Source organism: Enterobacter sp. DN, from assembly GCF_046054285.1.
Taxonomy (GTDB): Bacteria; Pseudomonadota; Gammaproteobacteria; order Enterobacterales; family Enterobacteriaceae; genus Enterobacter; species Enterobacter hormaechei_C.
Map to the genome: position 1 here is coordinate 111,277 of NZ_JBJJTG010000003.1, position 26,515 is coordinate 137,791.

The window sequence follows — 26,515 nt, forward strand, 5'->3', positions numbered from 1 at the left end:
CCGGCTCGCCGGGAGGATAACTGACATCTGAAAAAGGTAAGGAGAAGCGAGTGTCCTGGAAATTAAAAACCGGTAAATCTACCGAAGAGCGCCAGCAAGCCAACCAGCAAATAAGAGAAACGGTTGAACAAATACTTGCGGATATTGAAAAACGCGGAAATAAAGCCATTCGCGAATTATCCATTAAATTCGATCGTTATGACCGTCAGGATTATCGTCTGACGTCCGCGGAGATTGACCGCTGCATAAAACAGTTAAGCCGCCAGGATATTCAGGATATTGAATTTGCCCAACAGCAGGTGGCGAATTTTGCCCGCGCGCAGAAAGAATGTCTGCGGGACCTGGAAATTGAAACGCGTCCCGGGGTGATCCTCGGACATAAAAATATTCCGATTAACGCCGTAGGATGTTACGTGCCTGGCGGAAAATATCCCCTGCTCGCCTCCGCGCACATGTCGATCATCACTGCCAGCGTGGCGGGGTGTTCAAGAATCATCAGCTGTGCCCCGCCGTTTAACGGTCAGCCCGCCCCGGCGATTGTCGCGGCGCAAAAAATGGCTGGCGCAACGGAAATCTATGCCCTTGGCGGCATTCAGGCGATAGGCGCCATGGCGCTGGGCACGGACTCGCTGGCACCGGTCGACATGCTGGTCGGGCCCGGTAACGCCTTCGTCGCGGAGGCCAAACGCCAGCTGTTCGGCCGGGTAGGTATCGATCTGTTTGCCGGTCCGACGGAAACGCTGGTGATTGCCGATGACACTGTTGACGCGGAAATGTGCGCCACGGATCTGCTGGGCCAGGCCGAACACGGCGTCACCACCCCTGCCATCCTGCTGACGAACTCGCTTCAACTTGCCAAAGAGACGCTCAGCGAAGTGGAACGGCTGCTGGAAAAGCTCCCTACCGCCGACATTGCCCGCCAGTCGTGGCAGGACTACGGGGAAATCATCGTCTGCGACAGCCACGAAGAGATGCTGCTGGAGGCAGATCGTATCGCTTCCGAACATGTTCAGGTGATGACCGACCGGGACGACTGGTTCCTGGCTAACCTGACCAATTACGGCGCGCTGTTCCTTGGACCGCGTACTAACGTAGCCTACGGCGATAAGGTGATCGGCACCAACCACACCCTGCCCACGCAGAAAGCCGCACGTTATACCGGCGGCCTGTGGGTGGGCAAGTTCATGAAAACCTGCACCTTCCAGAAAGTCCTCAGCGACGAAGCCACTGCCGAAATCGGCAGCTATTGTTCCCGTCTGTCGCTGCTGGAAGGGTTCGCCGGACATGCCGAGCAGGCCAATATTCGCGTGCGCCGTTATGGCCAGACGGAAGTTCCCTACGCTACACCGGCCCCGGTCAGGGAAAAGGTGTAAGTCATGACGCTTTTGCAAACGCCCTCTTTCACCCTGCACGGCAAACGCGCGCTGGTGACCGGCGGGTCAAGAGGGATTGGCTTCGCCGCCGCCGTCGCCCTCGCACAGGCGGGAGCAGAGGTATGGATCGCCGCCCGGGGCCGCGAGGCGCTGGCGCATGCCACAGGTCTGGCAGCGGAACACAGTCTCGCATTTCACCCGCTGGAACTGGATATTACCGACACTCAGGAGGTGGCGCGTGTGCTGGCGACGTTGCCCACGCCCGACATTCTGGTGAACAGTGCCGGGCTGGCCCGCCACCAGCCGTTTCTTGAGGTGAACGAGGATAATTTCGATGCGGTGATGGCGCTTAACCTGCGCGCCACCTTTTTTATCAGCCAGCACGTGGCGCGCAGAATGCGGGCGGGCGGTAAGGGGGGATCGATTATTCACATCTCATCGCAAATGGGACACGTTGGTGGCCCCGAGCGTAGCGTGTACTGTGCCTCCAAATTCGCGCTTGAAGGGTTAACCCGAACGATGGCGCTGGAGTTGGGCGATGCGGGGATCCGCGTCAATACGCTGTGCCCGACCTTCATTGAAACCGACCTGACGCGTTCGTCGCTCGCCGACCCGGCATTTCGCCGCTATGTGCTGGACAACATCAAACTGCGCCGGCCAGGCAGGCTGGAGGACATTATGGGGCCGGTGGTGTTCCTCGCCTCTGAGGCCGCCGGGCTGATCACCGGCAGCGCCCTGATGGTTGACGGCGGCTGGACGGCTACGTGAGGGATGCAATGGAATATCCGCTTCTGGACAATACCGATCTGCCGCTGGTTCTGCTTGGCGGCACGCTGTGTAACGCCCGGCTCTGGCAGCCCGTCATTGAACGGCTGAACGTCTCAGCGGTGCTGTGCATCACGCTGACGGGCGCAGAGTCCGCGCCGCAGGCGTCACGGCGGTTGTTAAAGGTTCTGCCGCCGCGCTTTCTGCTGGCGGGCTTTTCGCTCGGCGCGATTGTCGCGCTGCAAATGGCCGCCGACGCGCCAGAAAGAGTGAACGGGCTGACGCTGATTTCCGTTAATCCGTTGCCCGTTGCGCCAGACACCCTTGCTTCACGCCGGGAAGCGGTACACACCGCACAGGCGCGGGGCCTGGCCGACTGGCTGGTCTCCTCGCTGTGGCAGAGCTATGTCGCCCCGTCACGTCTGTCCGATCGGATCCTGCAAGAGACTATTTGCCGAATGGCGCAAGAGTGCGGCATTGAGACCTTTGCGGAGCAAACGGAAATGGCCATTCACCGGCAGGACAACCGGTCTGCGTTTAACGCCCTCTCCTGCCCCACATTACTTCTAAACGGCGCGCAGGACGTTATCTGCACGCCCCATCATCATCAGCTACTGGCAGCAGGCAACGCGAACGTGACCAGGCATACGGTGGAGGCTGGCGGGCATTTTATTCCGCTGGAAACCCCGGATGAGATCGCGCCGCTGCTGCGTCAGTGGATAACGGAGTGCATACAGTGCGCAAAAACAGTTTAAAGACCGCATTTCTGGAAAATACCCCGATCGTTAACGGCTGGCTGGCGATCCCGTCCGGGTATAGCGCGGAAATTATGGGCCATCAGGGTTACGACGCCGTCACTGTCGATTTGCAGCACGGCATGATTGATTTTGCCAGCGCGTTGTCGATGCTACAGGCGCTATCGAGCACGCCTGCCGTGCCGCTGGTGAGGGTGGCAGATAACGATCCGGCGCAAATCATGCGCGTATTAGACGCCGGCGCGTATGGCGTAATCTGTCCGATGATCTCCAGCGCGGAACAGGCTCGCCGTTTTGTCGCTGCCTGTCGCTATCCACCGCTGGGTGTTCGCTCCTTTGGTCCGGCCAGAGGTCTACTCTACGGCGGCAGTGATTATCCACAGCACGCTAACGACGAGATCCTGACGCTGGCAATGATCGAAACCCGCGAAGGGCTGGCGGATCTTGACGCCATCCTTGATACCGAAGGGCTGGACGGTGTGTTTATTGGCCCCAACGATCTCTCGCTGACGCTGACCGGCAGCGCCAGCGCCGAATCCCAACATCCCGAAATGCTTGCTGCTATTGAGCGGGTGATTCACTGCTGCCGCCAGCAGCAGAAGATTGCCGGTATTTTCTGCACTTCCGGCGCGGCCGCCGCAGCGCGTATTGCACAGGGTTTCCAGTTTGTTACCCCTGCAAACGACGTTATGCAGCTGGGTCGCGCCTCACGTGAAGCAATTGCCCTCGCCCGCGGCAACGCCATCCCTACCACCGGTGCATCCGGTTATTAAAAGGAGAAATGATGAAAACTATCCATCTTAGCCAGAGCCAGGCACGAACACGGTTAATCGCCCCCGACGATATGGTTTCCTGCAATCTTGCTTTTATTGATTGCAAGCTGCCCGGTTCGCATCTCAAACAAAACTATTCCTTCATCGGCCCGGGTGTAACTCAGTCCAGCGAGCAGATTGTTAATATCCCCGAGCCGCACGGCTTTAACATTGGCGCGGCGGCTATGCCGAAAGGGGTAACCAATAACCTGCATCTGCATTTCACCGCAGAAGTGTTCCTGATCCATGAAGGGACATGGCGTTTTCGCTGGGGCGCCAACGGCGAGCATGAAGCGGAATTTAGCGCGCCCACCATCCTCTCAATACCGACCTGGATCTTCCGCGGTTTCACCAACGTCAGTAGAGAAGATACCTGCGGCATGGTATTTACCGTGCTCGGCGGGGACAACACGGGCGGCATCATCTGGCACCCATCAGTGCTGGCGGCCGCCAGCGAGTACGGTATGTATCTCAGCAAGGATAATATGCTGATTGCGCAGGAGGCAGGTGAACCAACGCCCGATCCCGCCACGCTGCTGACGCCGCTGTCAGAGCAATATATTGCCGGTCTGCGTGACTACAGCGTTGAGGAGATGCGCCAGCGTGCGGTAACCGGCGATGATCGCTGCTGGTCAGCGCAGGGACTGCTGGACTCGGTGCTGCCGGGACACGGCGGCGAAATTGCGCCGGTTATCGGTTTCGGCATTTCACAGGATCGGGATTCCGCTCCCGCTATCCTGAGCCCGCACGGTTTTTCCGTCGAATGGCTGCGGCTTGCTGACGACCACATTGTCGGTCGCCATCTCTGCCCGGATATTCAGGTGATCATGGTCTTTAAAGGCCAGCTGGAGGTGACCTGGAACGAGGCGGGTAAGGAAGTCAGCATTATCGCCCCGGAACGTTCGGTGATCTCCATTCCGGCAAACAGCTGGCGCCGCTACCGCGCGGTTGATGGCAATGTGGAGTTTATTCTGACGACCCGGGGCGATCAGCGTAAGCGCCTGTACTGGGACGAAGCGATCCTGCACCAGGCGAGAGAACACAATCGCTGTCTCGATCCTGATGGCTACGTGGCGGATGCCGACATCCTGCCAGCCACGGCCCGTCGGGCCGGAGAAAAAGTAGAAAAAGTGCCAGCAGCTAACTGATTTTTACGGCAAAGTGGCGCAAAATAGGGGGGCAGGGATCGCCTGCACCATCATCAATAATGATGCACATAAAACGGATTGCATGATAAACATGGATGGAAAATCAAATGTACAGACCCATAGTCGTTATCCTCTTTATTCTTCTGACGCTCGCCGCACTGATTGAAATGGGGATTATCTCTTTCGGCTAAACCTCCCCCCTCAGAAAGGCCATTTCTTCGGCCTTTTTATTTATGAAATATGTGAAGTCGACAGTTTATTTTTATGCGTAGCAGAATCCAAACCCAAACCGAAAATATATTTTATTAATGCGATTCTTTGAAATATATCATACAGCAGATGATTTACCCTAACTTAAATCATAATTAAGCAGTCATTAATATTCTCTGGAATTATAAATAAAGCCTGTGTATTCAGTATTATCCCCCTATCATCTCTTCCACTACCTAATCCCGACCGCCTGTACGCCAACGCCTCTGTGGCGCGGTCCGCATAGCCAACAAAATATATTCGCGCTATCAATTAATTTTCTCTGCAATCACAGTGCAGGGTTTACAGACACTTAATTTGCACATTCAGATATTTATAGCTATATCATTTTTACAGCAAAATAAATAATACCTGCACAAATAATAAGGCTTATAAAACACGAAAATATAAATAAATAACAGTTTCTCATGTAAATAATTAGCTTCGCCCTGATGTTGCCACGCTGATTGCTGGCGGATCTCGGTCGCTCTAAAGAAAGCAACGGTAAATACTGTTTTATTCACAGTATTTTCGCCGGGAGCGCCCTCATCCCTTCAGAAAATATGGCCACGTCTGACACGCCGTAAATAATAACTCTGCTGGAGTAATAACTGTATGAGCCAAATATCTGTTATATCGAAACTAACTGGCGTGGAAACGACCACGGAAGGGACACAGATAACACTCGATCACTCCTCAATCGTTAAACTTAACGTGGATCGCGCCGACATCTCAGGTTACTCCCGCAGCGGAAACGATCTGGTGATTACCCTCAACTCGGGCGAAGTGATTACCCTTAAGAATTTCTACGTCACCGACGCGCAGGGCGTGAGCCAGCTGGTGCTTGAGGAGAGCGACGGTGCGCTGTGGTGGATTGAAGATCCAACCGGTGCCGCCACCTATGAATCCATCGCCTCCACGGACGCCCTACTGGCGGCGTCAGGGAGTGATACCGGCGGCGCCGCAGCGTGGCCCTGGGTGCTGGGTGGCCTGGCCGTCGCAGGTGGGATTGCCATTGCGGCGGGAACCGGCGGTGGAGGTGGCGGGGATGACGATAACAACAGTCCGAATCCCGGCAATCCGGGAAATCCTTCCGAGCCAGATACCACGCCTCCGGATGCCCCCACCAATCTACAGGTCTCACCTGACGGCAAAACCGTTACCGGTACCGCTGAGCCGGGCAGCACGATTACCCTGAAAGATGCCGATGGCAACACCATCGGAACGGGCAAGGCGGGTAGCGACGGGAAATTTACGATTGATCTCGGTACGCCACTCACCAACGGGGAACAGATCACCGCCACCGCCACCGATCCGTCCGGCAATACCAGCCAGGGCGGTCAGGTTACGGCACCGGATCTCACCGCGCCGGATGCCCCGGCCAATCTGGAGGTCTCTCCTGACGGCAAAACCGTCACCGGTACCGCTGAGCCGGGCAGCACCGTTACCCTGAAAGATGCCGATGGCAACACCATCGGAACGGGCAAAGCGGGCAGCGACGGGAAATTTACGATTGATCTCGGTACGCCGCTTACCAACGGAGAACAGATCACCGCTACCGCCACCGATCCGTCCGGCAATACCAGCCCGGGCGTTCAGGTCACGGCACCGGATTTAACCGCGCCGGATGCACCCGAGATTGTCACCGTCAATGATAACGTGGGCGCCGAAACAGGCCCGCTGAGCAACGGACAACGCACGGACGATGCGCGTCCGACGTTCAGCGGCATCAGTGAAGCCGGCACCGTCATTACCTTCTATGACAACGGGAAACCGATTGGCACCGCCACAGCCGATGCCACCGGGAAATGGAGCTTTACCCCGTCGACCAACCTGTCTGAAGGCAGCCACGCCATTACCACCACCGCGACCGATGCCGCAGGCAATACCAGCCCGGCGTCCACGGCGGTAACCTTCGTGGTCGATACCGTCGCGCCTGGCGCGCCAGCGATCGTCAGCATCACCGATGATGTTGCGCCTGGCACCGGCACGCTCGGGAGTGGAAGCAGCACCAACGACCCACGGCCACAGCTCACCGGCACGGCGGAAGCTGGCTCGACGGTCACCATCTATGATAACGGCATTGCCATTGGCACAGCGGTTGTGGGCAGTAACGGAAGCTGGAGCTTTACGCCGTCGGTGAACCTGAGCGAAGGCAGCCACCAGCTTACCGTGCGCGCTACCGACGTCGCCGGTAACACTGGCCCGGCCTCGCCGGTCTTTACCGTCACGGTAGATGTCACCGCGCCGCAAACGCCTTCCGGATTTATCATTAACGACGACACGGGCGTACTGAAAGGTGCGATCGGTGCCGGGCAATTTACCGATGCCTCAGAGCCGCGCCTGACGGGCAGAGGCGAACCGGGCAGCACGATCACGGTTTACGATAACGGCGTTGTTATCGGCACCACCACCGTTCTGCCGAACGGTACCTGGAGCATCACGCCGACGAGTCCACTGGCAGAAGGCGCACACTCGATTACCCTGCGGGAAACTGATGCGGCAGGCAACCAGAGCGGTCTGTCTCAGCCGATCAACTTTACCGTCGATCTTACGCCGCCAGACATGCCGGTTGCGACGCTCAACTCCGCAGGCACCCAGATCACCGGTACCGCCGAGCCGGGCAGTAAAATCGTCATCACCAACAATGCCGGGCTGCAAATCGGGACCGCCACTGCCGACAGCAACGGCAACTATGTCGCCAACCTGAACCCTGCGCAGACCAACGGTGAGATTATCTCCGTGGTCGCCTCCGATGCCGCAGGCAACCAGAGCTCACCGGCGCTGGTTAACGCAGCGGATATCACCCCGCCTGCCGCACCGGGCAACCTGGTGGTGGCGGAAGACGGGGCCAGCGTCAGCGGAACCGCCGAGCCAAACAGCACGATTATCATTAAAGCGCCGGACGGTACGATCATCGGCCAGGCCACCGCCGGTCCGGACGGCACATTTACCATCCCGATTTCGCCAGCCCAGACCAACGGCGAAGCCCTTGAAGTGACGGCCACCGACGGCAGCGGTAACACCAGCCCGTCTGGCTTTGCCGACGCGCCAGACAGCACCCCACCGCTGGCGCCGGAAAACGTGGTGATCTCTGCCGACGGCACCACCGTAACCGGTACAGCCGAGCCGGGCAGTACCGTCACCATTCGTGAAAATGGCGTGAAGGTCGGGGAAGCGGTCGCCGACGATCAGGGGAATTTCAGCGTAGATCTGATCCCGCCGAAAGCCAACGGCGAAGCCCTGACCGCCGATGCCACTGATACCGCCGGAAACACCGGTCCGACCGCGCCGTTTGACGCGCCGGACATCACCGCGGCACAAACCCCGGTCATCACGGGCGTGGTGGATGATGCCCCCGGCGTCACCGGTCCTGTCAGCCAGAACGGTCTCACCAACGACAGCACGCCTACCATCAACGGAACGGGCGAGCCTGGCACCACCATCACCCTCTACAGCGGTACTACCGAAATTGGCACCGCAGTCGTGTCGGCGAACGGTCAGTGGTCCATCACGCTGGAAACCGCGCTACCGGACGGCGGGCACGTACTGACGGCGACGGCGGTTGACGCCAACAATAACCTCAGCGGGACATCGAACACCTGGAGCATCACGGTGGATACCGCCGCCCCGGGCGCGCCGGCCATTACGCAGGTCATTGATGACGTACCGGGCCGCACGGGTGCGCTCGACACCAATGAAACCACCAACGACACGCTCCCGACGCTGAACGGTACCGGCGAGCCGGGCTCTACCGTGACGATCCGTCTGGACGGACAGGATATTGGTACTGCCGTTGTCAACAGCGGTGGCGCATGGACCTTCACGCCTACTACCCCATTAGTGAACGGGCAGCATACGTTCACCGTCGTCGCGAGCGATGCGGCGGGCAACGCCAGCGCACCATCAGCCGGCTTTACCTTTACCGTCGATACGACTCCGCCACCAGCGGCCACCATTGACACCGTTTCCGATAACGTGGGGCCCGTGCAGCTTCCGCTTAACAGCGGGGACACCACCGACGACACGCTGCCGCAGTTGCAGGGAACCGCACCGGACGGCACCACCATCACGATCTATGACGGAACCACCCTGCTCGGCACGGCCGTGCTCGACGGCAGCGGCGGCTGGAGCTTCACGCCAACCACGCCGCTGACGGACGGCCCGCACTCGCTGACGGTCCACGCAACGGATGAGGCGGGTAACACCACCATTTCGCCGCCGTTTGAACTGGCGATCGACACGACCGCGCCTGCAACGCCGGATATTCCTGAGATCACCGTCAACCCGGACGGCGGCACGCCGGGGACGGCCCTGAATCCTGGGGAGACCACCCGGGATACCACGCCAACCCTGAGCGGCTCGGGCACGCCGGGCGATACCGTCAACATTTACGATGGTGCCACCAAAATTGGTGAAGCCGAGATCGATGGCGACGGTAACTGGAGCTGGACACCCACCACTCCGCTGCCTGACGGCACCTACGATCTCTCCCTGACGGTGACCAACCAGGACAGCGCCGGGAACGAAAGCGCGCCGTCCACGCCGGTGACCATTACCATTGATACCGACGCGCCTGCCCAGCCGGGAACCCCAACGGTGACAGACAGCGTAAGCCAGATCACCGGTCCCGTGCTGGATGGCGAATCCACCAACGATCCGCGTCCGGTCCTGAGCGGCACCGGTACGCCGAATGACGTCATTACCATCTATGACCAGGTGGGTACAGGCGAGCCGCAGGCCGTGGGCAGCGTTACGGTGGACGGTAACGGTAACTGGAGCTGGCGTCCTGAGAGCAACATTGGCGAAGGGACGCATGAATACACGGCGACCGCCACCGATGAAGCCGGGAATGAATCTGTGCCATCAGCCGGTATCACGATAACGGTCGATACCCTCGCCCCGGACACCCCTGTTATCAGCGACATCGCCGGCGCGCAGAACGGCGGGTCCACTAACGACACCACACCGACCCTGAGCGGAACCGGCACCACCGGCGAGACGGTGATCATCTACAACAACGGCGTGGAAGTGGATCGCGTTGAAGTCGTCAATGGCGGATGGTCCTATACCCTGCCGACGCAGACCGACGGCCCGCTGAATATCACCGTCGCCGCGGTGGACGATGCCGGTAACGTTAGCCCGGTAAGCCCGGTCTTTACGGTGGAGGTTGATACGCAGGCGCCAACCGTGCCGCAAATTGACGCCGTCTCTGACAGCCAGCTGACCAACAGCGTGCTTTACACCCGCGACGGTACGCCAACCCTCACCGGGATTGGCGAGCCGGGTTCGAGCGTCACCGTCTCCGTTGATGGTGTCGCATCGCCAGTGGTCGTGGAGGTTCAGCCGAACGGGACGTGGTCCTGGACCGCCGACCCTGCGCTTGCGGAAGGGCCGCACACCTTCTCGGTCGCCGCGAGTGATGCCGCGGGGAATACCTCCGTCAGCTCCGGCGATCTCAGCGTGACGGTGGATACGCTGCCGCCTGCAACGCCAACTAATATCACCATTGCCGCGGAGGGCACCCCGCTGACCGGGACGGCAGATGACGGAACCACGGTGACGGTTCGTGACGCCAACGGCAATGTCATCGGGACCGGGATCGCGACGGGAGGCACCTTCTCCATTGCCCTCTCCCCGGCCCAGTTGGATGCCGCGACGCTGACGCTCACCGCCACGGACCCCGCAGGCAATGCCAGCCCGTCAACCACCTTTGACGTGCCGGACTCTCCGCTCGAGCTGCCTGCGGTACCGGTGATTACGGCGATCAACGATGACGTCGATCCCGTCACTGGTGATGTGAAAGATAAAACCACCAATGACACCACGCCTACCCTTACCGGCACCGCCGATCCGGACAGCGTGATCGCCATTTATCAGGATGGATCGCTGCTTCCGGTGACCACTGTCGTTGCGGATACCAACGGCAACTGGAGCTACACGCCGCTGTTGCCGCTGACGGAAGGGCCACACACCTTTGCCGTGACCGCCACGAATACCACCACCGGCGAGACCAGCGGACAGTCGCCGATCGCGACCGTGACCGTCGACCTTACCGCCCCGACAGCGCCAGCCATCGGTGCGGTGACTGATGACGTAGGTCCGATCACCGGCCCAATCGCCGACGGGCAGAGTACCAATGACAACCGTCCTACCCTGACCGGGACAGGCACGGCCGGGGACACTATTACGGTGTACGATGACGGCGACCCGCTGGGCACCGTTGTTGTCGGTCCGACCGGCACCTGGAGCTACACGCCGCCTGCGCTGGACGACGGCAGCCACACCCTGACCGTGACCGCCACCGACCCGGCGGGCAATGAGAGCACCCCGTCGGCCGGGATCACCATTGTGGTCGACACCGTCTCCACCACGCCGGTGATTACCAGCGTGACGGATAACGCAGGCAATGCGGCAACGCCTGTCCCAAGCGGCGATCTAACCAACGACACCACGCCAACCCTGACCGGTACCGCCGAGCCGAACAGCGTCGTCGCCATTTTTGATGGCGCCACGCAGATTGGTACGGTGGCGGCAGACGGTACCGGCGCCTGGACATTTACCCCTGAAACCGCCCTCGGGGAAGGAACGCATGACTTTACGGTCAGAGCGACGGATCCGCAGGGCAACGTCAGCCAGCCGTCCGGCGTCTGGAGCATCAATATCGATCTGACGGCGCCACAGGTGCCGACGATCGATACGGTCAGCGACAACGCTCCGGGTGGCGTAACCGGCCCGCTTACCGCCGGGCAGGTCACCAATGACACCACGCCAACCCTGAGCGGCACCGGCCAGGCGGGTACCACCATTCACGTTCTGAATAACGGCGTGGAGATTGGTACCACTACGGTCGACGGCAACGGTAACTGGTCCTTTACGCCGGACCCGGTTCTGACGGACGGGACGTATAACCTGCGCGTCAACGCCAGCGATGATGTCGGAAACGTCTCCGCCAACTCGCCAGTGTTCGCCTTTACGGTGGATACCACTGGCCCTGCGGCCCCGGTGGTTACCACGGTGATAGACGATGTCAGCCCGGGAACGGGAATCATCGCCAGCAACGGTTCCACCAACGACACCCGTCCAACATTCAACGGTACGGGGGAAGTGGGCGCAACGGTGCACGTTATTGTCGATGATGTGGAAATCGGCACGGCGGTCGTCAACGCCCAGGGTAACTGGACCTTCACGCCGACCACCGCGCTGGGTGAAGGGCCGCATACCATTACCTTCAACGCCACCGATGCCGCAGGCAATACCGGGGTCACCTCGCCACCGTTCAACCTGACGGTGGATACGTCGGTGCCCGACGCACCGGTCTTTACCCCTGCCACCGACAATGCCGGTCCCGTGCTGGGCCCGGTCGCCTCGGGACAAAGCACAGACGACACCACGCCAACGCTGAACGGCACCGCGGCAGCCAACGCGACCATCACCATCTATGAGAATGGTCAGCAGGTGGGCACCGCCGTGGCTGATGCCAACGGCGTATGGAGCTTCACCACCGGCACGCTGGCAAACGGCAGCCACACCTGGACCGCCACGGCAACCGATGCCGCGGGCAACGTCAGTCCTGCCTCACCAGGCTTTACGCTGGTTGTGGATACGACTGCGCCTGCCGCGCCGGTTATCACCCAGGCGATTGACGATGTTGGCACCATCACCGGGGCGATTGGTTCCGGCCAGACCACGAACGATCCTCTCCCGCGTCTGGTGGGAACCAGCGAACCGCTGGCCACCGTGAATATCTACGAGGGCACGACGCTGGTGGGCACCGGTACTGCCGATGCTAACGGCAACTGGACCGTGGATATCACCGTGCCGCTGGGCACCGGGTCACACACCTTTACCGCAGAAGCAACGGATCAGGCGGGGAACACCGGCGCGCCGTCCGCCGATTTCAGCCTGACTATTGACACCACGCCGCCAGCGCTACCGGTGCTGACCAGCATCACCGACGACGTCGGTAATGCTGCGACGCCTGTCGCCAACGGCGGGTTAACCAACGATGCACGTCCAACGCTCACCGGTACGGCAGAAGCCGGCGCGACGGTAACCATCTATGACAATGGGGTACAGATTGGCACCGCGGTCGCCACCGGCGGCGCGTGGAGCTTTACGCCGTCCACCCCGCTGGCTGACGGGCCGCATAATCTGACCTTCTCCGCCACCGACGCCGTGGGCAACGCCAGTGCGCAGACCGGGGGTTACACCATCAATGTGGATGCCACCCCCCCTGTCGCACCGGCAATCACCTCGATTGTGGATGATGTGGGAACCGTCACCGGCCCTGTCACCGGCACCAACCCAACCAACGACACCCGTCCGACCTTAAACGGTACGGCGGAAGCCAATGCCACCGTACGTATTTACGACGGCACGACGCTGGTGGGAACCGTCACTGCCGATGCCAACGGCAACTGGACGCTGCCGCAAACCAGCACCACGCTGACCGAAGGCGCGCATAACTTCACCGCCACCGCCACCGATGCCGCGGGCAATACCAGCGCGCCATCGCCGATTATCACGATCAACGTTGACCTGACGCCGCCACCAGCCCCAACCGGGCTGGCGGTGATCACCAACGGGACGCAGGTTACCGGTACGGCGGAAGCAGGAAGTACCGTCACCATTACCAGCAGCACCGGAACCGTGCTTGGTACCGCCGTCGCGGACGGCAGCGGAAACTTCAGCGCCACCCTCACCCCTCCACAGACCGGCGGGGAGTCACTGATTGTCTTTGCTACCGATAAGGCCGGTAACGCAGGTATCACCACCTCCGTGATTGCCCCGATCACCACGATCCCGAACGCGCCGGTTATCGCTAACATCGACGATAACGTTGGCACGGTGACGGGCAACCTGACCAACGGGAAAACCACCGATGACACCACGCCAACCCTGAGCGGCACGGCGCAGCCAAACGCGACTATCACCCTCTATAACAACGGGGTGCTGATGGGCACGGTCACCGCAAATGCCAGCGGCAACTGGAGCTTCACCACGCCGGTGCTGAGCGAAGGGCCGCATGCCTTCACCGCCACGGCGAGCAACGGCTCGGGCACCAGCCCGATTTCCACCTCGACCTCCGTCATTGTCGATCTCACTGCGCCAACGGCCCCGACCGGGACCTTCAACGCAGACGGCAGCGTACTGACCGGTAGCGCCGAAGCGGGCAGTACCGTCACCATCCGTTTGGCGGATAACTCAACGGTCACCGCCACGGCAGACAGCAACGGCTCCTGGAGCTACACCTTCCTCAATAAACAGACGGAAGGCCAGACGCTGCAAATCACCGCCACCGACGCGGCAGGCAACGTCTCGCTGCCCGGCTCAGCCCTTGCGCCGGTGGTGCCGCTCTCAGCCAGCACCAACGTTGAAGAGCTGGCGCTGACAACCACCGCAACGGTGACCAACTCGCAGTACAGCGACTATGGTTTCCTGCTGGTGGGCGCCGTAGGTAACGTGCTGACGCTGCTCGGCAACGACACCGCGCAGGTAGGTTTCACCGTCGGCAGCGGCGGCAGTGCGGATATTGCCGTGAACGCCAACGCCACGGGGGCCGTTCTTTCCCTGCTCAATACCCTTGAGCTGGTGGTACAGCGCTTTGACGCCGCCAACAACACCTGGACCACCGTGGTCGACACCGGACAGCCGCAGTTCGCTGACCTGCTGACCCTCGGCGCGACGGGGGTGTCGCTGAACCTGACCGGCCTGGCGGATGGTCAGTATCGCGTCCTGAGCTACAACACTAACCTGCTGGCAACCGGCTCTTACACCAGCCTCGATGTGGCGGTGAAAGAGACCAGCGCAGGCACCGTGTCCGGCGAGACCAGCGTTGTCGGGAACGTCATCACCGACGTGGACCCAACCGCAGGCAGCGACAACGCCCCGGCGGGCACCACCGTCACCGCGGTCACCAACGCCCAGGGCACCACCACCAGCGTCACGGCTGACGGCACGGTGATTCAGGGGCAGTACGGCACGCTGACCATCAACCTGGACGGCAGCTATACCTATAACCTGACCAACACCAGCGCCGCCGTCATTGGGCGCACGGAGAACTTTACCTACACCATCACCCACAACGGCACCAGCGCCTCGGCAAATCTGGTTCTGTCGCTGGGCGAAGGCACCAGCAGCAGCGGTATCGTGGCCGTGGACGATACCGCCTCGCTGACCTTCGATACCACCGTGGAGGCGATTAACAACGGCACCTCGTCGCAGGGCGGCTTTACCCTGGTGGGGATCAACCTTGGCAATACGCTGGGGCTGAACCTGCTGGACGATCTGGCCAACCCGATCATCTATAACGTGGAAGAAGGCACCACCCGCACCATGACCGTTCAGGCGTCCGTGGGCGGCGTGGCGCTGGCCTCGGTGTTCGACCTCTACATCTATAAGTTCAACAATGCGACGCAGACCTTCGAGCAGATGCGCGTTGAACCCGGCTGGCTGCGCGCGCCGCTGCTGGGCGGCACCTCCTCGCAGCTGACGCTGAATCTGCCCGCCGGCGAGTACCTGTTCCTGCTCAATACGGCGGCGGGGATCACCGCGCTGACGGCCTACACGCTGAACGTCTTGCAGGATCATGTCTACAGCGTGGCAAGCGTGAGCGAGAGCACCACCGGGGATGTGCTGGCGGATGATATTGCGCCAGCGGGTACCGTGGTCTCCGACGTTAACGGCGTGGCAGTGAACAGCAGCGGTCTGACGGAGATCACCGGCGAGTACGGTACGCTGCGGATCAACGCGGCCGGGGAGTACACCTACACCCTGGACAGCGGGGTCGGCGCGGACCATATCAGCACGCCGGATACCTTCGTCTACACCATCACCGCGCCTGACGGCTCGAAAGACACGGCATCGCTGAACATCACCCCAACCGCGCGCCCAATGGATGCGGTAAACGATGTCAGCACCGCGATGGACGTCACGTCGGTTCACCATACGTCAACCTATACGGATACCTCCGTCGGCACCGCCAGCTGGACTACCGCCCTGTTGGGGTCAACGCAGGGCAGCGGAAGCGGAACCTTCGTGGTGGATGCAAACACCGCGCTGCATAACGCCTCGCTGCACTTTAACGTGGCCTCGCTGCTGTCGCTGGGCGGGCTGACGGTGAACTGGTCAATCACTGACGGGACGAATGTGATTCGCAGCGGCTCCTTCAGCGGAGGCTCACTGCTGGGCGGCAGCATCGACGTTCCGCTGACCGGGCTGGATCTCAACGCCGGGACCTATACGCTGAACTTTACCGGCAGCGTACCGGGGCTGAGCGTGGGGAACATCACCATTACCCCAAGCGTAAACGGCACGACCTACTCCCTGTCGCAGTACGACGCGACGGGCACCCACACCGTTGACGGCAATATCTTCGACGGCACCGGCTCCGCAGGCGCAATGGACCAGCTGCACTCGGTTGATACCCGCGTGAGCATCACCGGCTTCGACGGCGTGACCACCACGCTGGATCCGTACACCGGCAGCACGATGTCCAACATCACGGGCCACTACGGGACGCTGGCGATTGCCGCTGACGGCAGTTACACCTATACCCTCAACCCGGGGATCTCGCTCTCTACCATTACCAGCAAGGAGGTCTTTAACTACACCCTGACCGATGCCAGCGGCACCACGGATACCGCGTCGCTGACCATTGACATGGCGCCGAAATTTGTCAGTTCGGAGCATAACGATGTGATTAGCGGCACGGCCTACGGCGACACGCTGATTTATCAGGTGTTGAACAATACGGCGGGTAACGCTACCGCAGGTAACAGCACGGGCGACCACTGGACGAACTTCTCCCTCACGCAGGGAGACAAGATCGATATTGGCGATCTGCTGGTGGGCTGGAACGGTAGCGCGTCGACGCTGGGGAACTATGTGTCTGTTTCACAAAGCGGTAACAATACTGTGATCTCCATCGACCGTGACGGCACGGGAGCCGCCTACACTAAATCTGCGCTCGTTACGCTGGACAACGTTCAGACCACCTACGACGAGCTTGTAAACCAGCAACACATCATTACCTGATAGCACCTGCAAGAAATGACCCGGGCGCGCACAGCGCCCGGGCATAAACAAAAAAGCAGTACTTTTTTATTAGGGACAAGACATGGGAAAGAAGATGCCTTACTGGTGGCTCTCGTGCTGCCTGATATCTGTGCCCGCTATCGCGGCAAACCCTGCGGCGATGATTAATACCGGACAATTAAGCGAAACGCAGGAACTCCCCTCTTTAAATGGTCGCGTGGCGCCCGTAGCCAGCAAAGCCGCCCCCGGCACGCTACAGCTGAATGAAGCGGTTAACCGCGCCGTGACCTGGCATCCGGCCATCAGTGAAGCCGTCGGCAAACTTTATCAGCAGAGCGAAAATGTGGACGTCGCCAAATCGAAATATTATCCGCAAATTAACGCCGGCATGGATAACGGCTATAGCCACGACGGTGACGATAATGGCTTTACCCCTTCGCTGGTGCTTTCTCTTTCGCAAATGCTTTACGACTTCGGCAAAGTCGCAAGCCAGGTACGCGCGGAAAACGCGGGCGTCGCCCAGCAGCAGGCCAACGTGCTGGTGAGCATCGACACCATCGCCCACGATACCGCCATCGCCATGGTGCAGGTGCAGACCTGGCAGCAGATGGTCGAGACCGCCAAAGAACAGCTGGATGCCCTGTCCTCCATCGGCACCCTGACGAAACAACGTAATGATGAAGGCGCAACGTCACTCTCTGACGTGGTGCAGACCGACGCCCGCATCGAAGGGGCGCGTGCGCAGCTGATGCAGTATCAGGCCAGCCTCGACAGCTCGCGCGCCACGCTGATGAGCCTGCTGGGCTGGGACAGCCTGAACGCGGTCAGCAATGACTTTCCGCAGAGTCTGGCCCGCAGCTGCGACATCGCCGAGCCGGACGATCGTCTGGTGCCCTCGGTATTAGCGGCCTGGGCGCAGGCCAACGTCGCGCAGGCTAATCTCGACTATGCCAACGCGCAAATGACCCCTACCGTTTCGCTGGAGCCGGAAGTTCGTCACTACCTGAACGACCGCTACGCCGGCAACGAAACGCGGGACCGCACCCAGTACTCCGCGTGGGTAAAAGTGCAGATGCCGCTCTATCAGGGCGGCGGCCTCACCGCCCGGCGTAACGCCGCCGGACACGCGGTGGAATCCGCCCAGTCCACCATCCAGCGCACCCGTCTTGAGGTGCGGCAAAAACTGCTGGAAGCGCGCAGCCAGGTGATGAGCCTGATGAGCACGCTTCAGATCCAGGGCCGTCAGGAAGCGCTCAGCGCCCGCACCCGCGAGCTGTATCAGCAGCAGTATCTCGATCTCGGTTCCCGCCCGCTGCTCGACGTGCTCAACGCCGAGCAGGAGGTGTATCAGGCGCGCTTTACCCAACAGCAAACCGCCGGACAGCTGCATCAGCTTCAGCTCAACTGTCTGTACAACACCGGGCGCCTGCGTCACGCGTTCGATCTTGAAAACCGCACCATCCAGACCGTGGAGATCCAGCCATGAAGCAACGCGATATTCCGCAGGGTGAAAACATGACGGATGAGGCGCTGGAGCAGTGGGCGCAGGCGTTTGGCTATGTGGCGACGCGCTATCGCGTTGCCTGCTCGCCAGGCTCGCTGATCGCCGGCGCGCCGTGGCTGAAAGGCAAACCGATGGTGCCCGCGCTGACGCAGCTCGCCCGTGAAGCCGGGCTGACATTCCAGCTGCTGACGGCCGATCAGCACGCTATCAACAGCTGGCGTCTGCCGGTGGTGGTGGAGCTGAACGACGGTAAAATCGGCGTGATCGACAATTTCGACGGCGAGGATACGCTTGAGGTCAGCTTTTTCGACGACAGCACGCACACCAACCGCCTGTCGATGAGCGCGATGCTGCCTGCCATCCGCCACGTCATCGCCCTGCGTCCGCTGGCGGCGCTGAAGGACAGCCGCGTGGATGCCTATATCTCAAAATACCGCCCGGACTGGCTCTACCGGCTGGTGATGCGCGACCTTCGCCCTTACAGCTGGGTGATGCTGGCGGCACTGTTCATTAACGTGCTCTCACTCTCGGGCATCGTCTTTTCCATGCAGGTGTATGACCGGGTGATCCCCGCCCAGTCCTATCCGACGCTCTATGTGCTGACCATCGGGGTGCTGATCGCCACGCTGTTTGGCTTTGTGCTGCGCGTGGCGCGCGGACACATTATGGATCTGCTGGGTAAACGCTCGGATCTGCGCGTCTCGGATCGGGTGTTCGGCCACGCGCTGCGGCTGCGCCACAGCGCCATTCCGCGATCCACCGGCAGCTTTATCTCCCAGCTGCGCGAGCTGGAGCAGATCCGCGAGATGGTCACCTCCTCCACCATCTCCACCATCGTCGATCTGCCGTTTTTTATCCTGTTTGTGATTGTGCTGGCGATCATCGCTCCGCAGCTGGCGTGGATCGCCCCGGTGGCGGCGGTGATCATGGTCCTGCCTGGCCTGCTGCTGCAAAAGAAGCTGGCGGAGCTGGCGAAGCAGTCGGCGCATGAATCAACCCTGCGCAACGCGGTGCTGGTGGAGAGCGTGCAGGGGCTGGAGGACATCAAGCTGATGCAGGCGGAGAACCGCTTTTTGCAGCAGTGGAACAGCTATATCCAGATCACCGCTGAATCCGGCCTGCGCACCCGCGAGCTGACCCAGAACCTGATCAGCTGGGGGATGACCATTCAGAGCCTGGTGTATGCCGGGGTGATCGTGGTGGGCGCGCCGATGGTGATCGACGGCACCTTAACCACCGGTTCAGTGGTGGCCGCCTCAATGCTCGCCTCACGGATGATCGCCCCGATGGCGACGCTGTGCGGCGTGCTGGCCCGCTGGCAGCAGGTGAAGGCGGCCAAAGAGGGGCTGGACAGCATTATGCAGCTGCCGACCGAGAATCAGCGCGAAGAGACGCCGATCCGTCAGGACGTGCTGCGCGGACATTACCTGTTCGAGCAGGCGCAGTTTCGCTATCACCCGGAAGATCCGCGTATGGCGCTGCGCATTAACCGTCTGGAGATCAAAGCGGGCGAGAAAGTGGCGATCCTCGGGCGCAACGGCGCGGGCAAATCAACCCTGTTGCAGGCGATGGCGGGCGGGATGGATCTGGCGGGCGGTGAACTGCGGCTCGACAACCTTAGCCTGCCGCATCTGGACGTGGCTGACGTGCGGCGAAACGTCGGCTTTATGACCCAGAACGCCCGGCTGTTTTACGGCACCCTGCGCGAGAACATCACGCTCGGCATGCCGCGCGCCACCGATAAAGAGATCTTCGAGGTGCTGGAGATGTGCGGCGCGGCCAGCTTTGTGCAGAAGCTGCCGAAGGGGCTGGATTACCCGATTATGGAGAACGGCGTCGGGCTGTCCGGCGGGCAGCGGCAGTCCATCCTGCTGGCACGGATGCTACTGCGCGATCCGAATATCGTGCTGATGGACGAACCGACCGCTTCCCTTGATGAGCATACCGAGCGGGAATTTATTCAGCGCCTCGGGGCGTGGCTTGGCAACCGCACGCTGATTGTCGCGACCCACCGCGTGCCGGTGCTGGAGCTGGTGGAGCGCGTGATGGTACTCAAAGATGGCATGCTGGTGATGGACGCGCCAAAAGCCCAGGCGCTGAACAACAGCCGTATGCAGCAACAGCAGCAGGCAACCGGACGGGAGTGGAAAAATGAAAATCAGTCAGCGTGACGTTGCCGCAGTAGAAGATCTGGATAACGCGCTCGACTCCGAAAGCGGTTATACCGGTGCCCGGCGCATTGTTTTCTTCTCCCTGCTGATGTTTGTGGTGCTTGGCGTCTGGGCGTGGTTCGGGGTGCTGGACGAAGTCTCAACCGGCACCGGGAAAGTGATCCCCAGTTCACGCGAGCAGGTATTGCAGTCGCTGGATGGGGGCATCCTCACCGAGCTGAACGTGCACGAAGGGGATCAGGTGCAGGCCGGACAGGTGCTGGCGCGGCTGGATCCTACCCGCTCGGAATCCAACGTCGGCGAAAGCGCGGCGCGTTACCGGGCATCGCTGGCCTCCAGCGCGCGTCTGTATGCCGAGGTGAACGATCTGCCGCTCAAATTCCCGCCGTCCCTGGCGAAATGGACCGACCTGACCGCCGCTGAAACGCGGCTCTACAACTCGCGCCGCGCCCAGCTTGAGGATACCCAGCGGGAGTTGCGCGCCGCGTTAGATCTCGCGAACAAAGAGCTGGCGATCACCCAGCGGCTGGTGAAAACCGGGGCCGCCAGCCACGTGGAAGTGCTGCGCCTGCAACGGCAGAAAAGCGACCTGGAGCTGAAGCTCACCGACGTGCGTTCCCAGTATTACGTGCAGGCCCGTGAAGCGCTGTCGAAGGCCAACGCCGAGGTGGATATGGTGTCAGCGATCCTGAAAGGCCGCGAGGATTCCGTTACCCGTCTGACGGTGAAGTCTCCGGTGCGCGGGATCGTGAAAAACATCAAAGTGACAACGATTGGCGGTGTGATCCCGCCCAACGGTGAGCTGATGGAAATTGTGCCGGTGGACGACCACCTGCTGATTGAAACCCGCCTCTCGCCGCGGGATATCGCCTTTATCCACCCTAATCAGGAGGCGCTGGTGAAAATCACCGCCTACGATTACGCGATTTACGGTGGGCTACACGGGGTGGTGGAGACCATTTCGCCGGACACTATTCAGGACGAAGCGAAGCCGGAGGTGTTCTATTACCGGGTGTTTATCCGTACCAGCCAGGATTATCTGGTGAATAAGGCGGGCAGGCACTTCTCGATCGTGCCGGGGATGATAGCGACGGTGGATATCAAGACCGGGGAGAAAACGGTGCTGGATTATATGATCAAACCGTTTAACCGGGCGAAGGAGGCGCTGAGGGAGCGGTAGTCAAACGCCGGGTGGCGGCTGCGCCTTACCCGGCCTACATTCTCGCAGGCCCGCGCAAGCGCAGCGCCGCCGGGCATTAATCCGCACGCAAGACGTGGAATCCGCCTCGAAGAATTAACCTTTAGTCATGCATCACACTTCCCTTCAGCCATGACCAGGGTAATATTACTCGCAGACAAAACGCACTTTCGCACAGTGCAGGAGTGCATTACTATCCACTCAGCTTCAAGGACTGGAGCTTACCAGCATTATGATTAATCATTTTCGGGATCAATGGTTTGAGGATTTTTTTCTCTACGGGAGATCGAGCAATGTTATTCCTTTGAATCTGGAAACAGCGCTTGCAAGAAAGCTCGACATCATCAATGCGGCCATGTCGCACCTGGATTTACGATCGCCACCGGGCAATATGTATGAAGCATTGAGTCCTCCGTTGAAGGGATATTCCTCTATCCGGGTAAACAGACAATACAGGCTTGTATTTCGCTGGTCAGAGGGAAAAGCAGACGATCTCTATCTCTCTCCACACAAGTACACGCAACACAAGTGAGGCATCACCTATGACACTTCAACAGGCACTCCGCAAACCCACCACGCCGGGCGAGGTGTTGCAGTATGAGTATCTTGAACCGCTCAATCTGAAAATCAACGATCTGGCAGAGATGCTAAATGTACACCGCAATACCGTAAGCGCGTTGGTCAATAACAATCGCAAACTTACTGCCGATATGGCGATCAAACTGGCAAAAGCCTTTAATACCACTATTGAATTTTGGCTGAACTTACAGCTAAACGTTGATATCTGGGAAGCGCAATCTAACTCCCGCACGCAGGAGGAGTTAAGCCGGATAAAAACCGTTGCGGAAGTCATGGCGAAGCGAAAATCCGGCAAGCCAGGCGTTACCCTGCACGGGAACAGCGCATAACGGCATCTGCCATTATGCGCATCCTGTTACAGGGAAATTTTGAGGCGTCGAACCGCTTCTTTAAGCTGCTCATCCGTTGGGGTAACGAAAGACATGCGCAGCGTGGTATGGTCCGGCTCGTTGCAGTAGAAGAACTCACCCGGCACAAACACGACGCCGTTGCTCAACGTTTTTTCCAGCCATTTCGTCGTATTGATGCCGTTGTTCATTTTCGCCCACAGGAACATGCCGCCCTTTGGCTTGTGGAACGACATCACATCGCCCAGCTCCGCTTCCAGTTCCGTTGCAAAGGTCTGGTATTTCTGGCGATAGGCTTCGCGGATCATTTTAATCTGATTCGCCAGACGACCGGTTTTCAGATACTCGTACGTCATCAGCTGCGACAGCGTACTGGTGTGCAGATCGGTGGTTTGCTTGAGGTTCACCACCGCGCGCTTCAGCCACTCCGGCACCAGCACCCAGCCCACGCGGGTGCCCGGCGCGAGGATTTTAGAGAAGGTGGAGGTGTACACCACGTTATCCTCATTGCCGATATCTTTGGCATGAGCAATCAGCGGGCGGAACGCTTCGTCGGTGTAGTTGATCTCGCTGTACGGGTCGTCTTCGATAATCACGAAGTCATAGCGCTTCGATAATTCCACCAGCTGTTTACGACGCGCTTCGGAGAGCGTCACGCCGCCCGGGTTACCAAAGGTTGGCACGATATAAACCGCTTTGATGGTTTTGGTGGCTACCAGCGCTTCAAGTTCATCCACTTTCATGCCGTCGCCGTCGGTGCCGACGGATTCAAAATTCGCCTGCGCCAGGCCAAAGACCTGCAATGCGGCGAGGTAGGTAGGCCGCTCCACGACGACCATATCGCCCGGGTTAATTAACGCCCGCGCCAGCACGTCAAGCGACTGTTGCGAGCCGGAAGTAATGACCACGTCATCGGCTTTACAGGCGATGCCGCGACCTTCACAGATGCGTTGGATCTCTTCGCGCAGCCCCGGGACGCCTTCCGTCAGGCCATACTGGAACGCTTCGCCAAAATGCTGAGACAGCACGGCATCAGCAGCGATTTTTAAACCCTCATGATCGAACAAGTCCGGATTTGGAATACCGCCACCCAGCGAAATCACGCCTGCCATTTTGCTATGTTTTAATAATTCACGGATGGCAGAGGATTGCAGGCCCTGCGCGCTGCTGGCGAGTTTGTTTGCAGACATTCTTTACTTACCTTCTTTTTTTATATTGTGCCCAATCTTAGCAGAATATGGGCAATAAATTCCGTTAGCTTAGGCAGCGGCCGCAAATCCTGACGCCACAGTAAATGCACCGGCCTCGGCGCGGGCGTAAACGCTTCCAGAACCCGAACCAGCCTGCCGCTCGCCAGCTCTTCCGCCACCAGCACTTCCGGTTGCAGCAGGAGTCCCGCCCCGGCTCGCGCCGCCATGCGTAAGCCGTAGCCGTCATTGCATCGTAAGATGGCATCATGCTTCCAGCGCACTTCGCCTTCCACTCCCGGCAGCCGCCACTCGTTACGCGCCGTCCAGACCGTGTGCGACAGGCACAGGTGATCCACCAGATCGGCTGGCGTTTGCGGCGTACCGTGACGCGCCAGATAATCCGGCGCGGCGCAGATCACCATGTTGTAGGGACACAGGTATTTCGCCACCAGATCCTCATTACGGATCTCACCGATACGAATGGCCAGATCGACCCCTTCCTCTACCAGATCCACCATTCGGTTGGTGAGATCCAGTTCGATGCGCACTTCCGGGTAACGCTGCAAAAACGTGGCCGTCAGAGGCGCGATAACGCAGCCGCCAAACGAGGTAGGCGCCGTCACGCGCAGGGTGCCGGCGGGCGTGGCTCGCAGGCGCTCAACCGCGTTTTCAGCAATCGAGACCTGCTCCAGCACGCGCCTGGCCTCTTCGAAATAAACGCGTCCGGCATCCGTCAGGCTCTGGCGACGGGTGTTGCGCTCCAGCAGCCGCGTACCGAGCTGCGATTCCAGCTGCGCAATATACTTCCCGACCATTACCGCCGACATCTCCAGCCGGGCCGCCGCGCCGGTAAAGCTGCCGCTTTCCACCACCGCGATGAACGTCTCCATGCCGCGAAGCTTATCCATATTACGAACCTCTGATTAGCAATCTTCTAACATCAGCCCAGTTTATCTGAATTTTTATTTATTAAAGAATGAAGGCTCACAACATAAGGAGTCTGCTATGAAAATCGTCATTATTGGTGCCAGCGGTACCGTCGGTCGTGCTGTGACAGAAGAGCTAAGCCGTCGCCACGAGGTGATCCGCGTGGGTCGCACGCAGGGCGATCATCAGGTGGATATCACCTCGCAGGCGAGCGTGCAGGCGCTGTTCAAAAAGATCGGTCCGGTGGATGCGATTGTCTCCGCCAGCGGAGGGTTGCACTTCGGCCCGCTCTCAACCATGACCGACGGCGAGTTCAACCAGGGTTTGCAGGATAAGCTGCTGGGGCAGGTTCGTCTGGCGCTGACCGGCCAGCACTACCTGAACGAAGGTGGCTCGATTACGCTGATAAGCGGGATTGTGGCGCACGAGCCGATTGCCCAGGGCGTGAATGCCACCACGGTTAACGCCGCGCTGGAAGGGTTTGTGCGCGCCGCGGCCTGTGAACTGCCGCGCGGTATTCGCATTAATCTGATCAGCCCGACGGTGCTGACCGAATCCGCCGAAGCGTACGACGGCTTCTTCCCGGGCTTTGAAAGCGTTCCCGCCGCGACCGTTGCGCAGGCTTACCGCCGCAGCGTCGAAGGGGTGCAGAGCGGGCGGGTGTATAAGGTCGGTTATTGAACCTTACGGGCGGCGATCAGCACCAGCATCGGGCGCTCTGCCTCTTCTGCCAGCGCGGGCCAGGCGTCAATTTGCGCCTGCGTTGGTCCCCACTCATTGACTTCGCTTATTGTTAATCCGGCCTTGATCAGCGCGTTAAGCGTGGTGCCCAGCGTACGGTGGTATTTAATCACCCCTTCTGCCAGCCAGTTGCTGACGCGCTGGCTTTCGTCCTGATAATGGTTCACGCCCCAGAACCGCTCGCCGCTGTTGTCCGTCAGCCAGCCCTGACGGGAGGCGCAGGTGTAAATCGGGTGCTCCATAGAGAAGACCAGGCAACCGCCGGGTTTAAGCGCGCGCTGAACGTGGGCAAATAATGTGTTCAGTTCCGGCAGATAGTGCAGCGCCAGCGAGCTATAGACCAGATCGAGGCTGTTCTCGTTGAGCTTGAGAGACTCCAGATCGCTACGCTGATAGTGAATCTGTGGATCGGCGGTGAGCTCCACTGCGCGAGCGAGCATCTTTTCGGAGATATCCACGCCCGTGACGTCAGACGCGCCCAGCTCACGCGCCGCGCGGCAGAACCAACCATAGCCGCAGCCGAGATCGATAACCGATTTGCCGGTTAAATCCGGCAGCATCGCCCTGAGCGCAGGCCACTCCGGCGCGCCGTCCAGCCCCTGCACCGAGCGCGGAAGCTGAGCGTAGCCTTCGAAAAACGCCGGATTGTCGTAGATGTTTTGTGCCATGGCAGATCCCTCTTTAAGAATGTGCATAGCAGTATACTGCATTGTCGGG

Annotated in this window: 15 protein-coding genes; 12 read left to right on the forward strand and 3 right to left on the reverse strand. The window is 60.0% G+C overall.

Annotated elements, in window-relative coordinates; genetic code table 11:
* The first annotated feature begins 50 nt into the window (after positions 1–50).
* From hisD to ACJTMZ_RS09055, 11 genes are all read left to right on the forward strand, one after another.
* Positions 51–1,373 (forward strand): histidinol dehydrogenase, encoded by a 1,323-nt coding sequence (gene hisD / locus ACJTMZ_RS09005; protein ID WP_017692807.1) that lies wholly within the window; start codon positions 51–53, stop codon positions 1,371–1,373.
* A gap of 3 nt (positions 1,374–1,376) precedes the next feature.
* The gene (locus ACJTMZ_RS09010) at positions 1,377–2,141 is read left to right on the forward strand and encodes an SDR family NAD(P)-dependent oxidoreductase (protein WP_015571632.1); all 765 of its coding nucleotides are present in this window, start codon (positions 1,377–1,379) and stop codon (positions 2,139–2,141) included.
* Between the two features lie 8 nt (positions 2,142–2,149).
* A complete protein-coding gene (locus ACJTMZ_RS09015; protein WP_063137301.1) occupies positions 2,150–2,893 on the forward strand; it encodes an alpha/beta fold hydrolase in 744 nt (247 codons plus the stop codon).
* The gene (locus tag ACJTMZ_RS09020) at positions 2,875–3,666 is read left to right on the forward strand and encodes an HpcH/HpaI aldolase/citrate lyase family protein (RefSeq protein WP_023295301.1); all 792 of its coding nucleotides are present in this window, start codon (positions 2,875–2,877) and stop codon (positions 3,664–3,666) included. The genes ACJTMZ_RS09015 and ACJTMZ_RS09020 overlap by 19 nt, the downstream gene beginning before the upstream one ends.
* A gap of 11 nt (positions 3,667–3,677) precedes the next feature.
* Positions 3,678–4,853: a hypothetical protein gene (locus ACJTMZ_RS09025; protein ID WP_063137302.1), complete on the forward strand. Its 1,176-nt coding sequence runs from the start codon at positions 3,678–3,680 to the stop codon at positions 4,851–4,853.
* Between the two features lie 864 nt (positions 4,854–5,717).
* Positions 5,718–17,141, forward strand: coding sequence for a BapA/Bap/LapF family large adhesin (locus ACJTMZ_RS09030; protein WP_252010956.1), 11,424 nt, complete (start codon positions 5,718–5,720; stop codon positions 17,139–17,141).
* A gap of 82 nt (positions 17,142–17,223) precedes the next feature.
* Entirely contained in the window at positions 17,224–18,627 is a 1,404-nt protein-coding gene (locus ACJTMZ_RS09035) for a TolC family outer membrane protein (protein WP_023295304.1), read from the forward strand.
* Positions 18,624–20,816: a type I secretion system permease/ATPase gene (locus tag ACJTMZ_RS09040; protein ID WP_252010957.1), complete on the forward strand. Its 2,193-nt coding sequence runs from the start codon at positions 18,624–18,626 to the stop codon at positions 20,814–20,816. Before ACJTMZ_RS09035 ends, ACJTMZ_RS09040 begins: the two co-directional genes overlap by 4 nt.
* Positions 20,797–21,996 carry an HlyD family efflux transporter periplasmic adaptor subunit gene (locus ACJTMZ_RS09045; RefSeq protein WP_017382757.1) on the forward strand — a complete coding sequence of 400 codons (1,200 nt, stop codon included), beginning with the start codon at positions 20,797–20,799 and terminating at the stop codon, positions 21,994–21,996. The genes ACJTMZ_RS09040 and ACJTMZ_RS09045 overlap by 20 nt, the downstream gene beginning before the upstream one ends.
* A 250-nt stretch (positions 21,997–22,246) precedes the next feature.
* Complete coding sequence (locus tag ACJTMZ_RS09050) at positions 22,247–22,546, forward strand: type II toxin-antitoxin system RelE/ParE family toxin (protein ID WP_062937994.1); 300 nt, start codon at positions 22,247–22,249, stop codon at positions 22,544–22,546.
* 10 nt (positions 22,547–22,556) lie between these two features.
* Positions 22,557–22,922, forward strand: a complete 366-nt coding sequence (locus ACJTMZ_RS09055; RefSeq protein WP_252010958.1) for a HigA family addiction module antitoxin — start codon at positions 22,557–22,559, stop codon at positions 22,920–22,922.
* A gap of 26 nt (positions 22,923–22,948) precedes the next feature.
* On the opposite strand, the gene ACJTMZ_RS09060 is transcribed toward ACJTMZ_RS09055, so the two are convergent.
* Both ACJTMZ_RS09060 and ACJTMZ_RS09065 read right to left on the reverse strand, forming a co-directional pair.
* Complete coding sequence (locus tag ACJTMZ_RS09060; protein ID WP_252010959.1) at positions 22,949–24,130, reverse strand: aminotransferase class I/II-fold pyridoxal phosphate-dependent enzyme; 1,182 nt, start codon at positions 24,128–24,130, stop codon at positions 22,949–22,951.
* Positions 24,131–24,150: 20 nt separating this feature from the next.
* Entirely contained in the window at positions 24,151–25,038 is an 888-nt protein-coding gene (locus tag ACJTMZ_RS09065) for a LysR substrate-binding domain-containing protein (protein ID WP_252010960.1), read from the reverse strand.
* A gap of 97 nt (positions 25,039–25,135) precedes the next feature.
* On the opposite strand from ACJTMZ_RS09065, the gene ACJTMZ_RS09070 reads away from it, so the two are divergent.
* Entirely contained in the window at positions 25,136–25,738 is a 603-nt protein-coding gene (locus ACJTMZ_RS09070) for a short chain dehydrogenase (protein ID WP_017382759.1), read from the forward strand.
* Here the strand turns inward: ACJTMZ_RS09070 and ACJTMZ_RS09075 are convergent.
* Positions 25,732–26,466, reverse strand: coding sequence for a methyltransferase domain-containing protein (locus tag ACJTMZ_RS09075; protein ID WP_232949196.1), 735 nt, complete (start codon positions 26,464–26,466; stop codon positions 25,732–25,734). The genes ACJTMZ_RS09070 and ACJTMZ_RS09075 overlap by 7 nt on opposite strands.
* Between the last annotated feature and the right edge of the window lie 49 nt (positions 26,467–26,515).